Below are 14,024 nucleotides of genomic sequence, written 5' to 3'. Positions count from 1 at the left end.
CTGACTCAGGGGGCGGCACTTGACCGACAGCACGACATCCACGACCGACCGCGGCATTCCGAGCACGAACCGAAAGGTCATCGCGCTGGCCATCGCCGGTGCCCTCGGCGGGTTTCTGTTCGGCTTCGACTCCTCGGTCATCAACGGGGCCGTCAACGCGGTCCAGCAGGAATTCGGGCTGAACGCCACTTTGACCGGGTTCGCCGTGGCCTGCGCGCTGCTCGGCGCCGCGGCCGGAGCGTTCTTCGGCGGGCGCTTCGCCGACCGTTACGGCCGCATCCCCATGATGGTGGTCGGCGGCGTGGTGTTCCTGGTCAGCTCGATCGGCTCCGGCTTCGCCTTCGGCGTCGTCGACCTGATCATCTGGCGGGTGGTCGGCGGACTCGGTATTGGTCTCGCATCCGTTGTCGCACCGGCCTATATCGCCGAGATTTCGCCGCGTCAGATGCGTGGGCGCCTCGGCTCGCTGCAGCAGCTCGCGATCACCCTCGGAATCTTCACCGCGCTGCTCTCCGATGCCCTGTTTGCCGAGAGCGCCGGCGGCGCCGGCAGCGAGTTCTGGTTCGGCCTCGAAGCCTGGCGCTGGATGTTCCTGGCCGGCGCGGTTCCGGCCATCGTCTACGGCGGAATCGCGTTCATCCTGCCGGAATCCCCGCGTTTTCTGATTCTGAAAGATAAAGAAGCGGATGCCCGCGCCGTCTTCACCCGGCTCTGGCCGAGCGGCGACGTCGATCGCGAGATTCGCGACATGCGCCGGTCGATCGAGGTCGACGCGCGATCCCAGAAATCGGGCTCGTTGCGGGGGGGTACCTTCGGGCTGAAGCCGATCGTCTGGGTCGGAATCATACTGTCGGTGTTCCAGCAGTTCGTCGGCATCAACGTGATTTTCTACTATTCGACCACCCTCTGGGAGGCCGTCGGGTTCGAAGAATCCAACTCGCTGACCATCTCGGTGATCACCTCGGTGACCAATATCCTGGTCACCCTGGTCGCGATCGCCCTGGTCGACCGGATCGGACGGCGACCGATTCTGCTCACCGGTTCCATCGGCATGACGGTGTCGCTCGCCACCATGGCTATCGCGTTCAGCCAGTCGGTGACGGTGGGTGGCGAGTTGAGCCTGCCGGGGGCGTGGGCGCCGATCGCGCTCGTTGCGGCCAACCTGTTCGTGATCTCGTTCGGCGCGTCCTGGGGTCCCGTGGTCTGGGTGTTGCTCGGGGAGATGTTCCCGAACTCGATTCGGGCCAAGGCACTCGGGCTCGCCGCGGCGGCCCAGTGGATCGCGAACTTCCTTATCACAGTCAGCTTCCCCCCGATGGCGGATGCCTCACTGCCGATCACCTACGGCCTCTACGCCCTGTTCGCCGGGTTGTCGTTCTGGTTCGTGCTGCGCAAGGTTCCCGAGACGAACGGTATGTCCCTCGAAGAGGCCGATACCCTGCTGCCGCCGAAGAACTCGGCGAAGAAGGCGGCCGCCGCCGCCCCGGCACGCTAACCCGGGCGCCGTCGCCCAGACCGCTGTCGTGGCTGCAAATTTGTGATTGTGCCCGAAAGCTGCTTGCACGCCTGGCCTGCCGGACGCGTGAGCAGCGTCCGCTCGCGCCTGCAGCGTTCAGCCTCGGCCGTACTGGGTTAGACCCAACGCGTGAGCAGTTTTTGGCCACACGACGAGACCCACTGCGCATAAATCAGTGGTTCAGGCGACGCGTCAAGCCCCCGAAGGGGAATTCGCACAGCCGGCGGTTTGTCGATAACTTCACAACACAAGATTGTGGAGTGAGACCATGCCCGAACGTGGATACGCCGTTATAAGTTTGAAAACCACTGGACTGTTCCCGTACCAACGGGACCGGGTCGTCGAGGTCGCCGTGGTGCACCTCGACGAGGGTGGTCACATTACTGCGCGGTGGGAGACTGTCGTCAACCCGGAAAGCAACGTGGGGGGCGCGACGAACCATGGCGTCAGCACGGCCGAGCTGCTGCGCGCACCGACGTTTGCCCAGATCGCTCCGCGCCTGGTCGATCTGCTCAGCGGACGTGTGCTGGTCACCCACAATGCCCAGTTCGTCACCGGCTTTCTGATGAGCGAGTTCGACCAGATCGGCTACGCCCCCGGTCGCGGACTCGAAGCTGTCTGCACCATGCAACTGGCCCGCAGCTACCTGCCGGGTGCCGGACGACTGCTGGTGGATTGCTGCGCGGCCTACGACATTGAGATCGAGCCCGGCCCTGGAGCACTCGTGCAGGCCGTCGCCGGTGCGAGCCTGCTGGCGGCCTATCTGCACGGTTCGCCGAGCGCTGCCCCGTGGACCGACGCCCTCGACCGGGCCGAGCTGAATGTCTGGCCGGCCCTCCCGCGCGCAACCACGGGCACTGCGCCGGTCGGCACTGCGCCGGCCTGGGTGCACCGCGACCCGACACCCACGGTTGTCCTGGCGACGCCGAGTTTTCTCGCCCGGGTGACCGTGAAGCTGCCCGACTACACCGGCCCGGAGGAGCACCTCGACTATCTCGCCCTGCTCGATCTGTGTCTGCTCGATCGCGTGCTTCTGCCTCGTGACACGCGTGAGTTGCGCATACAGGCGGAAGTCAGCGGGATCAGCCCGACCGACTGCACCGCCCTGCACCGCGGCTACTTCGAAGACCTCGTGCGCGTCGCGTGGTCGAGCGGCGCGCTGAGCATTGCCGATTCGGCCGAGCTGATCGCCGTCGCCCGCATGCTCGATGTTGCCCCCGAGGTCGTCGCGACCGCGCTGGCTACGCCCGCCTTGGCGCCGCGTCAACCGGTTACCTCCATCGACGAAGTACTGCTGGAACGCGGCGATATCGTCGTGTTGACCGGTGACATGGCCCGCGCCCGCGCCGACTGGGGCAAAGAATTGGTTGCCCGCGGACTGTCTCTGGGCACGGCGGTCACGATGCGCACCCGGCTGTTGGTCGCCGCCAACCCGGAGTCGTTCACCGGAAAGACCGGCAAGGCCCGCGACTACGGCATCCCGATCGTCTCCGAGTTCGGGCTGCGCTCGCTGATCGGCGTGCGTTGACGCGGCATCTGCTGCTGCACAACTCCCGCGTAGCGTGAAAGTGGGTGCAGCTAGCGTCGTCGCTGCGCGGCCGTCTCGGCGCAGGCGATGCAGAGGTCGGCGGCGGGCTTGATCTGCAGCCGGCCCTCGGGGATAATCTCGCCGCCGCGCACGCACCGGCCGTAGCTGCCATCGACGATGCGCTGCAGGGCCCGGTCGATGGCCGCGAGCTCTTCGACGGCCTCGCCCTGAAATCCCGACATGCGTGACCATTCGGTGCGCAGCGAGGAAGCCTCAGCGTCGTGGGCGCCATCGGCCGAGCCGTCGCTACGGGAGCTTTGCACGCCGGCGAAGGTGTCGGCGAGACGCTGGGACTTCTCGGTCAGTTCGAGGCGGCGTTCGCCGAGTGCGGTCTCGAAAACGTGCAATTGCGTGGGATTAAAGGGTGAAACGATCATGTTCCATGGTCTCACGCCCTAGATCAGACCGCGTAGGTACTCCTCGACGGTCACGTTGCGGGCAGCGGCCCGCTGCACCAGGCGCTGGTGCTCCTCGGCGCTGAGCGACAGGGTCACCCGGTGCAACTCGCCCGCGCTGCGCACCGCGCTCGTGCCGTGTGGGTCGGTCAGGTCGCGAAAATTCTCGCCGATGTCGTGACCGAGATCGTCGAAAGAGAACAGCTCATCGTGTGCGTAGGCCGAAGCCTGCTCCGTCATCCGGTCCGCGGTCAACGTCGGCGAGCGCTGACCGACGGATGCCGCAGCCGTCGCAGCGCGCCCTCCGCTAACACCAGGCTCGGCCGCCGCTCCGCCCGCGCGAAAACCCGGCCCGGCCGGTGCCGGACGGCCGCGCTGAAACGCCTCGGCCGCCCCGCGCGCACGCTCGTCGGCGGCCTCGTTGAGCGGATGCCCGACGTGCCCCTTGACCCACTCGAACCGGTAGCGACGCCCGGCGATGGCCTCGTCGATCTCCTTGAGCAAATCCAGATTCATGACCGGTTTGCCGTCGCCCTTGCGCCAGCCCTTCGCCTTCCAGCCCTTCATCCACTTGGTGACGGAGTTGATCACGTACTGGCTGTCGCAGAGCACGAGCAGATCGTCATCGATGTGTGCGGTCGCCCGAAACAGTTCGAGCACGGCCTTGAGCTCACCCTGGTTGTTGGTCGCGTGCTTCCAGCCGCCAGCCGCCCAGGAGGAGTCGTCGACGTACCAGGCCCAACCGGCTGGTCCGGGGTTTCCGAGGGCAGAACCGTCGGCGGCAGCGGTGATCGTCATTAGGTGGCCTTTCAAACAGCGGAGCGCAGGTTGACTAAGTCTGCCACCCTCGTCATCCGTTGCCCGTATTGTGTCCGTCATGTAACAGCGCCCCATCACGTCCCCCGAGCTGGTGTGATCATCTCGTGATCGAAAGGTAACCGGTGCCACGGTTGCCGGAAACACGCGCTGGCTAACGTCGAAGTCATGGCTAGCCGCTCGGGCTGCCTGCCGCTTCATCCCGAGGGGACTTCGATGACATCCAGCACCGTTGAATCAGCACCGAACGTGATCGATACAGACACCGCCGTGCTCGTGCACCGTCCGGGCCGGTGGATCGACAATTGGAACCCGGAGAACAAGAAGCAGTGGGAACAGGGCGGCAAGCTCATCGCCGCCCGCAACCTCAAATGGTCGATCTTTGCCGAGTTCCTCGGCTTTGTGGTCTGGCAACTGTGGAGCATTGTCGTCGTGTCGTTGCCGGCCGCCGGCTTCACCTTCTCCACCACCGAGGTGTTCTGGCTCATCTCGATGCCGAGCCTCGTCGGCGCGACCCTGCGCTTTCCGTACACGTTCATGGTGCCCAAGTTCGGCGGTCGCAACTGGACCATCATCTCGGCCGGCCTGCTGCTGATACCCTCGATCGCCCTCGGAATCTGCGTCGGCAATCCGGACACCCCGTTCGGCGTCATGCTGTTTGTCGCCGCGCTCGCCGGCTTCGGTGGCGGCAATTTCGCCAGCTCGATGTCGAACATCACCTACTTCTACCCGCAGAGCCAGAAGGGCTACGCGCTCGGCCTAAATGCCGCAGGCGGCAACCTCGGCGCCGGGGTGGCCCAGCTCATCGTGCCGATCGTGATCACCCTCGGTGCCGTCGGCACCCTGAACATCAGCTTCGCCGGCTGGTTCTGGATTCCCCTCATCCTCGTCGCCATGTGGGGCGCCTGGAAGTACATGGACAACCTCACCAACGCCAAGGCCGACTTCGCCGGTTCGATCGCCGCGGTCAAGGAACCGCACTTCTGGATTCTCGCCGTGCTCTACATCGGCACCTTCGGCTCATTCATCGGCTTCGCGAGCGTCTTCCCCAAGCTCATCGCCGACCAGTTTCCGGCATACTCCACCTTCCAGGTCGCATCCGCCTCCCTGTCGCTCGCTTTCATCGGCGCTCTCGTCGGTTCGCTGGCCCGCCCGGCCGGCGGACGCCTGGCCGACCGCTTTGGCGGGGCATCCGTCACCGTCGCCGCCTTCGGCGTGATGGCCGTCGGAGCTCTCGTGGTCGTCGCGGTGCTGCCGCTCGGTAACTTTTGGGCCTTCCTCGGCAGTTTCCTGCTCATCTTCGTCGCCACCGGAATCGGCAACGGCTCGACCTACCGCATGATTCCGAGCGTGTTCTCGGCCCGCAGCGGTGTGAAAGACGCCCACCAGAACTCGGGCGACGTCAACACCCAGCGTAAAACGGCCGCGGCCCTCGGCCTCATCTCCGCGGTCGGCGCCTACGGCGGGTTCATCATTCCGCAGGTGCTCGGCTATTCCAAGACCACCACTGGGGACTATTCCAGCGCGATCTACGCCTTCGCCATCGCCTATGTTGTGATGATGTGCGTCACCGCCTTCGTCTATCTCCGCCGCGGTTCCTCCGTCGCCGGCCAGAAGATCTAGGACCCTATGACCGCGACCGCCACCCACTGCCCGTACTGCGCTTTGCAGTGCGCGATGACACTGAGTTCCGCTGCTGCGACAGCGAGAGAAGCGGATGCTGACGGCTCCGCTTCGCTGGCCGCCGCGGTAACGGTCGCGGGCCGGGACTTTCCGACCAACCGTGGCGGCCTGTGCAAGAAAGGCTGGACCTCGGCCGAACTGCTCGTCTCGCCGGACCGGATTCTCGAACCCCTGCTGCGTCAGGCCGACGGAACCTTCGAGCCGGCCGCCTGGAGCGACGCGCTCGACCTCGTCGCCGCGAAGCTGCGCGAGACCCGTGCGGAGTTCGGGGCCGACGCGGTCGGCGTGTTCGGCGGCGGCGGCCTGACCAACGAGAAGGCCTACCAGCTCGGCAAATTCACCCGGGTGGCGCTTCGCTCCAGCCGCATTGACTACAACGGCAGGTTCTGCATGTCGAGCGCCGCCGCGGCCGGCAACCGTGCCTTCGGCCTCGACCGAGGGCTGCCGTTTCGGGTGGACGAGCTCGATGCGGCCGACACCATCCTCATTCTCGGCTCCAACGTGGCACAGACCATGCCTCCGTTCATTGGCCACCTCGACGGAGCCCGCGCCGCCGGTGGCCTCGTGGTCGTCGACCCACGGCGTACCGCGACCGCCCGGCTCACCGCGGACGGCGCCGGCATGCACGTGCAGCCGACCCCGGGCAGCGACCTCGTGCTGCTGCTCGGGCTGACCCACATCGTCATCGCCGAGAAACTCGTCGACCAGGACTACCTCGAAGCCCGCACCACCGGGTTCGACGCCGTGCGCCGCAGCGTGAGCCAGTGGTGGCCGACCCGCGTGCAGGAACAGACCGGCGTTCCGGTCTGGCAGCTGCGCGAACTCGCCCGCCGCCTCGCCGCCGGCGCTGCCCGGGGAGCCGCGACCGGCAGTGGCACCTACATTCTCACCGGGCGCGGCGTTGAGCAGCACGCCGACGGCACCGACACAGCGACCGCGGCCATCAACCTCAGCCTCGTGCTCGGCCTCGTCGGCACGAGCCATTCCGGTTACGGCACCCTCACCGGCCAGGGCAACGGGCAGGGCGGTCGCGAGCACGGGCAGAAGTGCGACCAGCTACCGGGCTACCGCAAGATCACCGACCCTGCCGCCCGGGCCCACGTCGCCGGGGTCTGGGGCGTCGACCCCGACAGCTTGCCCGGTGTGGGCCTGCCCGCGGTCGAGCTGCTGAGCGCACTCGGCGAGCCGGGCGGCATCCGCTGTCTGCTGGTACACGGCTCCAACGTCGTCGTCTCCGCGCCGAACGCCGACCGGGTGCGGGCCGCTCTTAAAACGCTCGATTTTCTGGTCGTGGCCGACTTTTTCTTCTCCGAAACCGCGGTGCTGGCGGACGTGGTACTGCCGGTGACCCAGTGGGCCGAGGAAGAGGGGACCATGACGTCGCTCGAGGGCCGCGTCATTCGTCGTCGCCAGGCCGTCGAGGCTCCGGGGGGAGTGCGCAGCGAACTGTGGATCTGGCAGGAACTCGCCAGACGGCTGAATTCCCCGGGAACCTTCAGTGCCGAGGCGGCTGCCGTGTTCGACGAACTCTGCCAGGCCTCCGCGGGCGGGCTGGCCGACTACTCCGGCCTGAGCTATGCCCTGCTCGACTCCGAGGAACCGGCCTTCTGGCCTTACCCGGTCGGGTCCACCGGAACGCCGCGGCTCTTTCTGGATCGCTTCGCCCACCCCGACGGCCGCGCGCACTTCGTCGCCGTCACGGCGCGGCGCCTCGGCGCGCCGGCCCAGGTCGGCGGCACCCTGACTCTGATCACCGGTCGCCTGCTCGAGCACTATCAGAGCGGAACCCAGACCCGGCGGGTGAAAGAACTGGCCGATGCCCAGCCGGAGGCCCGCCTGCAGCTGCACCCGGCCACCGCCGAGCAGCTCGGGATCGAGGACGAGGCCTGGGTCGAAGTCAGCAACGACCGCGGAACGGTGCGCTGCCGCACCCAGGTGAGCACCGACGTCCGCTTCGACACGGTGTTTCTACCGTTTCACTTTGCCGGCGACCAGCGCGCCAACCTGCTGACCGATGACGAGACCGATCCCATCAGCGGCATGCCCGAATTCAAGAAGACGACCGTTCGAGTGAAAGCACTCGTGGAAGCAGGCGCCCATGTCTGAGCAACCCGAGCGCATCGTGCTGGTCGGCTACGGCCCGGTCGGTGCCCGTTTCGTTGAAGAGCTGCTGCCGCTCGTGCGCCAGGGCGCGGCCACCCTGACCGTGGTCGGGGCCGAGAGCGCCGACGCCTACAATCGGGTGCTGATCGCCGAATATGCCGTCGGAAACGCCGACCGGGAGAGCCTGGATATCACCGACACGCTCGCCGCCCGGGAGGCCGGCGTGCACCTGCGCCGCGGTGTGGGTGTCACGGCCATTTTGCGCAGCCGCCGGGTGGTGTCCCTCAGCGATGGCACCCTGCTGCCCTACGATCGGCTCGTGCTCGCGACCGGCGCCCGCGCCAATATCCCCACGCTCGACGGCGTCACCCGGGTGCGCCGAGACCGCCAGATACCTCCAACGGATGCCGCCACCCTCGACACAAGCGGCGCCCCGCTCCCGCGCGGGGTTACCGTGTTGCGTGACCTGGACGACGCGGAGCGGGTACTCGCAGCAGTGACGGCCGGCAAACGCATCGTCGTGCTCGGCGCCGGAGTGCTCGGCATGGAGATCGCGCTCGCCGCTGCCGCCGCCGGGGGAGAGGCCTGTGTCGTCTACCACGGAGAGATTCCGATGGCGCGCAACCTCGACCGGGGCGGCGGCAGCGTGCTCGCCCGGAGCGCCCGGCGGGCCGGCGTCACCATGGTCAACCACTCCCGCGCCGAAAGCCTGCTGTTTCACCAGGACGACGACGGCGTCGACCGCTTCGACGCCCTGATCTGCGCCGACGGCAAACAGATTCATGGCGACCTGCTGCTGCTCTCCTGCGGGGTCGGCGCCCGCACCGAACTGGCCCAGCTGGCCGGTTTGCCGGTCTCGACCGGGGTCCTGGTCGATGAGAACCTGCAGAGCTGGACCGACGCGCGCATCTACGCGATCGGCGACTGTGCCCACGTGGCAGCCGCGCCCCGCGCCGGCGATTCGACGGCGCCGCCGGCCGGCGGGCCGAGCGGCCTGATCGGTCCGGGCTGGCGCCAGGCCGACTGGCTCGCCGCACGATTCACCGCCTCGGTGCTGGGCCGGCCCGACACGGCGGCGCTCGCGGCATCCGCTTCGGCCGTCGTCATGCTCAAAGCCGAGGGAATCGACGTCGTCTCGGTCGGCAACACCTCCGCTGACCCCGGGGACCTTTCAGTCGACGACCACGCTGCGGGGTGTGCATCCGCTCCGCTGCACGTGTCGCAGTGGGCCGACCCTGAGCACGGACGCTATGTGAAAATGGTCACCCGCGACGGCATTCTCGACGGCTTCGTCTGCGTCGGGATGCCGCGCACGGCCGCCGAGCTGACCCTGCTGTTCGAGCGCGGCAGTGAGCTGCCGGCGGACCGCTCTGTCCTGCTGCGCTACGACGGACCGGACTACGAGCCCGAGGCTGGCAGCGCGTTCGCGCGGGACGCGACCGTGTGCTGGTGCAACGGCGTCACCGTCGGCGCCATTGCCGACTCTGCCGAAGCCGGCAACACCACCATCGCCTGCATCGGTGCGGCCACTCGCGCCGGCACCGGATGTGGCGGCTGCAAAGCGCGGATCGGGGATGTTCTCGAGCGCTTCGCCGCGGCGACGGCCGAGTCAGCCAGCTGACGATAACCGGATAGCAGAAACCTTACGGCCGCAGGAAATGCTGAGCTTTTCCCGGATTTGTCGGTGCTGCGGCGGATACACTGCTGCACGACCGACTTGATTCGAAGGAGAATTCATATGCTGGCCAACCTGACCGGATGGCATTTTCTGATCATTCTCGTTGTGATCCTGTTGTTGTTCGGCGCTCCGAAGCTGCCGGGGCTCGCCCGCAGCCTCGGCCAGTCGATGAAGATCTTCAAGAGCGAGATCACGCCGGACCGCAACAGTGAAACTCGGCCAGCCGACGGCAGCACGAGCGCCCACAGCAGCCCCAGTACAGACTCGCGCGGCGCACCACACCCGAAAGCCTGATGGTGGTTCAGGGGGTGCGCAGCACTCCCGACAAGAGCAAAATGTCGCTCGGGCAGCATCTGCTGGAATTGCGCAAGCGCCTCTTTCTCGCCGCTGCCGGGATCCTGGTCGGTGCGATTGCGGGCTGGCTGCTGTCTGGATTCGTCTGGGACGGGCTGCGCGAGCCGATCTATGCCATCGTTCGGGCGCAGAACCGCAACGCGCAGATCAACTACCCCGACATCACGAGTGCGTTCGACCTGAAGCTGCGCATCTCGTTCTACGTCGGGTTGATCGTCTCGAGCCCCGTCTGGCTCTACCAGATATTCGCCTTTCTGGTCCCCGGGCTGACCCGCCGCGAGAAGCAATACACCTTCGGATTCTTCTTCTCGGCCGTTCCGCTATTTCTGATCGGCTGCGCGGCTGGCTGGTACGTGCTGCCGCACGTCGTCGAGCTCATGACGAGTTTCGCGCCGCAGCAGGACGCAGCGCTCATCAACGCCCAGAACTATTTCGATTTCGTGCTCAAACTCATGATCGCCATCGGTATCGCGTTCGTGCTGCCGGTGTTCATCGTGCTGCTGAACTTCGCCGGGGTGATCAGCGCCCGTTCGGTCATCAAATCCTGGCGGGTGGCCATCCTCGTGATCATTCTGTTCACCGCCATCGCGACGCCGGCCGCCGACGTCGTATCGATGTTCCTGCTCGCGGTGCCCATGGTCGCGCTCTACTTTGCCGCCTACGGCATCGCCGTGCTGCACGACCGCCGGGCCGCCCGGCGCCTGGCTCCCGTCGGAGCGGACGGGCTGCTGCTCTGATCGTGGATCAGCATCCGCTTAAAGCGCACGTACTCCTTATCGTTTGCTTACGTCCGTGTCCAGCCGTTGGGGCGATCTGTTTTGCGCGGGTAGGTTGACGAGGTCTGTTCAGACACGCTCGGCACATTCATACAACGTCAGGAGAACAAGGATGTTCGATCAGGGTTTCATTACGAATGCCATCAACCGCAGTGCAGAGAATTCCACGGACCGCCGCAACTTTCTGCGGGCTGCCGGTGTGGCCGGCTTCGGCGTGGGAGCGGCGGTACTCGCCACCGGCGGTCCGGCGCTCGCGGCGGAAGCTGCCGTGGCACCAGCAGCCGCGCCCAGCGACGCCTCCATTTTGAACTTCGCACTCAACCTTGAATACCTCGAGGCTGAGTTCTACCTGCGCGCCACGACCGGCAGCGGGCTGCCCGACGGCCTGACCACAGGAACCGGAACCCGCGGCGGGGTGACCGGCGGTCGCATGGTGCACTTCAAGACGGCCATTATCAAGAAGTACGCCGACGAGATCGCCGCCGACGAGAAGGCGCACGTGGCCTTCCTGCGGTCAGCGCTCGGCAGCGTCGCCGTGTCCCGCCCCAAGATCAACCTCGATGCGAGCTTCACGGCTGCCGCCCAGGCGGCCGGGCTGGTCAAGCCGGGGCAAAAGTTCGACGTCTACGCCAACGAGGCGAACTTTCTGTTCGGTGCCTTCATTTTCGAAGACGTCGGAGTGACCGCCTACAAGGGCGCAGCGCCCCTGATCTCGAACAAGACGTTCCTGGAGGCGGCGGCTGGCCTGCTCGCGGTGGAGGCATATCACGCCGGTGTCATTCGCAGCACGCTCTACGCGCTCGGTATTGCCCTGCCGTCGGTCTACACGACCGCCCAGGCGATCTCCGATGTGCGCGACGCCGTCGATGGTTCGTCCGACCTCGACCAGGGCATTGGCAACGCGTCGAAGGCGAACCTCGTGCCGACCGATGCCAACGGTCTGGCTTTCAGCCGCAGCGCCGCCCAGGTGCTCAACATCACGTATCTCAACGCGGCCCCGGTGCGTTCGGGCGGGTTCTTCCCGGCCGGCGTCAACGGCGTGATCAACACGAGCGGGGCCAACGGCTAGTCGGTCGCCCTCGAACGGGGAGCGTCACGCGGCGCGAGACTTGCGCCAGTGCGCGGTAGGCGCAACTCCGGCGCAGCCCCCGCGCGACGGGTGGCGCGGGAGTGCTGGCCACGCCCGAACTCCCGCGTTTCTGCGCGTCTCCCGCGCACCGTGCTCGCCCGGCCTCACCCCGCTACCCGAATTCCCGCGTTCTGGCGCAGCCCCCACGCGTCTCGCTGCGGCGCCACAGGCCATTCGCCCTGATCGCAGCGGCGAGCGCCAAGCGCCTGCAGTTGGGCGTCAATCTGGCGGATGCCGCGCCCACCGACCGATTGCTGCTGGCCGGCGGGATATGCACCCACACGTTGTCGGTGACGAGTCTCGCCGAGGTCGACCCGGAGCTGCTCGGCTGGCTGCGCGCCGCCTATGAGGGCAACTGACTCCGAATGAACTACGAGACAGACACCGAGATTTCGTGCAGTCCGGTGGCGCCGTCGGGGGCGACGTCGGCTGTGGCCGACGTTTGAACGAGGCCAGCGGCATCCGTTGCCCGCACCCTTACGGTGTGGTCGCCGGCGATGGCGTTGGTCCAGGTGTACGCCCACTGCCGCCAGGTGTCGACTGAGATCGCGTCGGCGAGCGTAGCGTCCTGCCAGGGGCCGTCGTCGATCTGCACCGCGACGGCGCTCACGCCCACGTGCTGGGACCAGGCGACACCGGCAATGACGACCGACCCGGCCGTCGCCGACGTTCCGGCGCGCGGTACGTCGATGCGCGAGGAGACTTTGACCGGCCCGAGGGCGGACCAACCGCGCGGCGTCCAGTAACCCTGCTCATCGGCGAAGCGCGTGAGCTTGAGTTCCACCACCCACTTTGTCGCTGACACGTAGCCATACAGGCCGGGTACCACCATGCGCACCGGGTAGCCGTGTTCGAGCTGCAGCGGTTCGCCGTTCATGCCGACCGCCAGAATGGCGTTGCGCCCGTCGGTCAGCGCCTCGATCGGGGTGCCGGCGGTGAAACCGTCCTGGCTTCGGGAGAGCACCATGTCGGCCCCGGTCTGCGGTTTCGCCCGGGCCAGCAGCTCGCGAATCGGATAGCCGAGCCAAGTGGCATTGCCGATCAGGTCGCCGCCGACATAGTTGGAGACGCAGGCGAGCGTCGTTGTGCTCTCTTCGAGCGGCAGGGCGAGCAGTTCGGCGAAGTCGATCTCGACATCGTTCTCGACCATTCCGGTGATCTTCAGCCGCCAGTCGCGCGGGTCGATGCGCGGCACGCTGAGGGCGGTATCGATGCGGTAAAAGTCGGCGTTCGGGGTGATCAGCGGGGTGATGCCCGCCACGTCGAGGCTCGCCCCGGCCGGTATGGCGGCTTGTCGAACGGATGCCGGTGGCAGCGTGAACAGCGCGCGCGCGGCATCCGCTGCCCGGGTCGCTGCGGCGCTGATCTGGCCGCCGGCCAGGGCGAGCAGCCCGATGCCGGCGGTCACGCCGGTGTAGACGAGAAACCGACGACGGTCAGGGCGGTTCAGGTCGCGGGGTGCGCCGGCCGGTTCCGGCGCGGACCGCGGCAACCGGGTCGTGAGAAGGGTCAGCGCGATCGCCGCGACCCCCATGGCGGCGACGGCGGGCACCACGTCGAGGGTAGAGGCGCTCGAGCGGGACAGCGCCGCGAACAGGGCGATCCCCCCGATGAGTACGACGAGCAGTCGGCCGAACGGCGGGCGCCGGCTCTCCAGGATTCCGGCGAGGGCGGCGAGTACCAGCAGCACGAGCACGATGGTGACGATCAGCACGATCTTGTCGGCCGTGCCGAACAGGCCGATCACCAGGTCTTTGACGCCGGCAGGAACGATGTCGATGACGAGCGCGCCGACCGTGAGTACCGGGCTCGCGCCGGGGGCGATCCACGCGGCAGTCAGCTCGGCCAGCCCGAGGCCAGCCAGCGCCGCGGCGAGCCCGGCAGCCGCCGGGCGCCAGAGTGACCGGGCACGACTTGGCGTGGCAACAGCAGCGGTGTCCGGGGTGACGTAGACCATGTCGCCAGCCTAGAACGGGCTGCTGTGAT

General features: G+C 67.1%; 12 protein-coding genes. 9 read left to right on the top strand and 3 right to left on the bottom strand.

The annotated features are described in order from the left end of the window. The first annotated feature begins 19 nt into the window (after positions 1 to 19). Both E3T41_RS16725 and E3T41_RS16720 read left to right on the top strand, forming a co-directional pair. Positions 20 to 1,495: a sugar porter family MFS transporter gene (locus tag E3T41_RS16725; RefSeq protein WP_104131680.1), complete on the top strand. Its 1,476-nt coding sequence runs from the start codon at positions 20 to 22 to the stop codon at positions 1,493 to 1,495. A gap of 289 nt (positions 1,496 to 1,784) precedes the next feature. Then, a complete protein-coding gene (locus E3T41_RS16720) occupies positions 1,785 to 3,044 on the top strand; it encodes an exonuclease domain-containing protein (RefSeq protein WP_092451557.1) in 1,260 nt (419 codons plus the stop codon). A 50-nt stretch (positions 3,045 to 3,094) separates the two neighbouring features. Here the strand turns inward: E3T41_RS16720 and E3T41_RS16715 are convergent, their stop codons facing one another. Together E3T41_RS16715 and E3T41_RS16710 are read right to left on the bottom strand one after the other, a co-directional pair. After that, the gene (locus tag E3T41_RS16715) at positions 3,095 to 3,481 is read right to left on the bottom strand and encodes a TraR/DksA C4-type zinc finger protein (protein ID WP_092451559.1); all 387 of its coding nucleotides are present in this window, start codon (positions 3,479 to 3,481) and stop codon (positions 3,095 to 3,097) included. Positions 3,482 to 3,499: 18 nt separating this feature from the next. Continuing rightward, a complete protein-coding gene (locus E3T41_RS16710) occupies positions 3,500 to 4,297 on the bottom strand; it encodes an RNase H family protein (RefSeq protein WP_092451562.1) in 798 nt (265 codons plus the stop codon). A 234-nt stretch (positions 4,298 to 4,531) separates the two neighbouring features. Here E3T41_RS16710 and E3T41_RS16705 point away from each other — a divergent pair, with 234 nt between their 5' ends. From E3T41_RS16705 to E3T41_RS16675, 7 genes are all read left to right on the top strand, one after another. Continuing rightward, positions 4,532 to 5,938 carry an MFS transporter gene (locus E3T41_RS16705; RefSeq protein ID WP_092451563.1) on the top strand — a complete coding sequence of 469 codons (1,407 nt, stop codon included), beginning with the start codon at positions 4,532 to 4,534 and terminating at the stop codon, positions 5,936 to 5,938. A 6-nt stretch (positions 5,939 to 5,944) separates the two neighbouring features. Beyond that, complete coding sequence (locus E3T41_RS16700) at positions 5,945 to 8,104, top strand: molybdopterin oxidoreductase family protein (protein ID WP_134479433.1); 2,160 nt, start codon at positions 5,945 to 5,947, stop codon at positions 8,102 to 8,104. Beyond that, positions 8,097 to 9,722, top strand: coding sequence for an FAD-dependent oxidoreductase (locus tag E3T41_RS16695; RefSeq protein ID WP_134479432.1), 1,626 nt, complete (start codon positions 8,097 to 8,099; stop codon positions 9,720 to 9,722). The genes E3T41_RS16700 and E3T41_RS16695 overlap by 8 nt, the downstream gene beginning before the upstream one ends. Before the next feature lie 117 nt (positions 9,723 to 9,839). After that, positions 9,840 to 10,073, top strand: a complete 234-nt coding sequence (gene tatA, locus E3T41_RS16690; RefSeq protein ID WP_092451569.1) for a twin-arginine translocase TatA/TatE family subunit — start codon at positions 9,840 to 9,842, stop codon at positions 10,071 to 10,073. A gap of 41 nt (positions 10,074 to 10,114) precedes the next feature. After that, positions 10,115 to 10,870, top strand: a complete 756-nt coding sequence (gene tatC, locus E3T41_RS16685) for a twin-arginine translocase subunit TatC (RefSeq protein WP_092451687.1) — start codon at positions 10,115 to 10,117, stop codon at positions 10,868 to 10,870. 151 nt (positions 10,871 to 11,021) lie between these two features. Continuing rightward, the gene (locus tag E3T41_RS16680; protein WP_092451571.1) at positions 11,022 to 11,978 is read left to right on the top strand and encodes a ferritin-like domain-containing protein; all 957 of its coding nucleotides are present in this window, start codon (positions 11,022 to 11,024) and stop codon (positions 11,976 to 11,978) included. A 101-nt stretch (positions 11,979 to 12,079) separates the two neighbouring features. Further along, a complete protein-coding gene (locus E3T41_RS16675) occupies positions 12,080 to 12,397 on the top strand; it encodes a DUF5655 domain-containing protein (RefSeq protein WP_092451573.1) in 318 nt (105 codons plus the stop codon). Positions 12,398 to 12,408: 11 nt separating this feature from the next. Here the strand turns inward: E3T41_RS16675 and E3T41_RS16670 are convergent, their stop codons facing one another. After that, on the bottom strand, positions 12,409 to 13,995 hold the full coding sequence (locus E3T41_RS16670) for a molybdopterin-dependent oxidoreductase (RefSeq protein WP_134479431.1): 1,587 nt from the start codon (positions 13,993 to 13,995) through the stop codon (positions 12,409 to 12,411). Positions 13,996 to 14,024 lie beyond the last annotated feature (29 nt).

The sequence above is a fragment of the Cryobacterium sp. Hh38 genome (genome assembly GCF_004403235.1).
GTDB classification, from domain to species: domain Bacteria; phylum Actinomycetota; class Actinomycetes; order Actinomycetales; family Microbacteriaceae; genus Cryobacterium; species Cryobacterium levicorallinum.
Note: the sequence above shows the minus strand (reverse complement) of the source record. Positions and strands in the feature narration are given on the sequence as shown.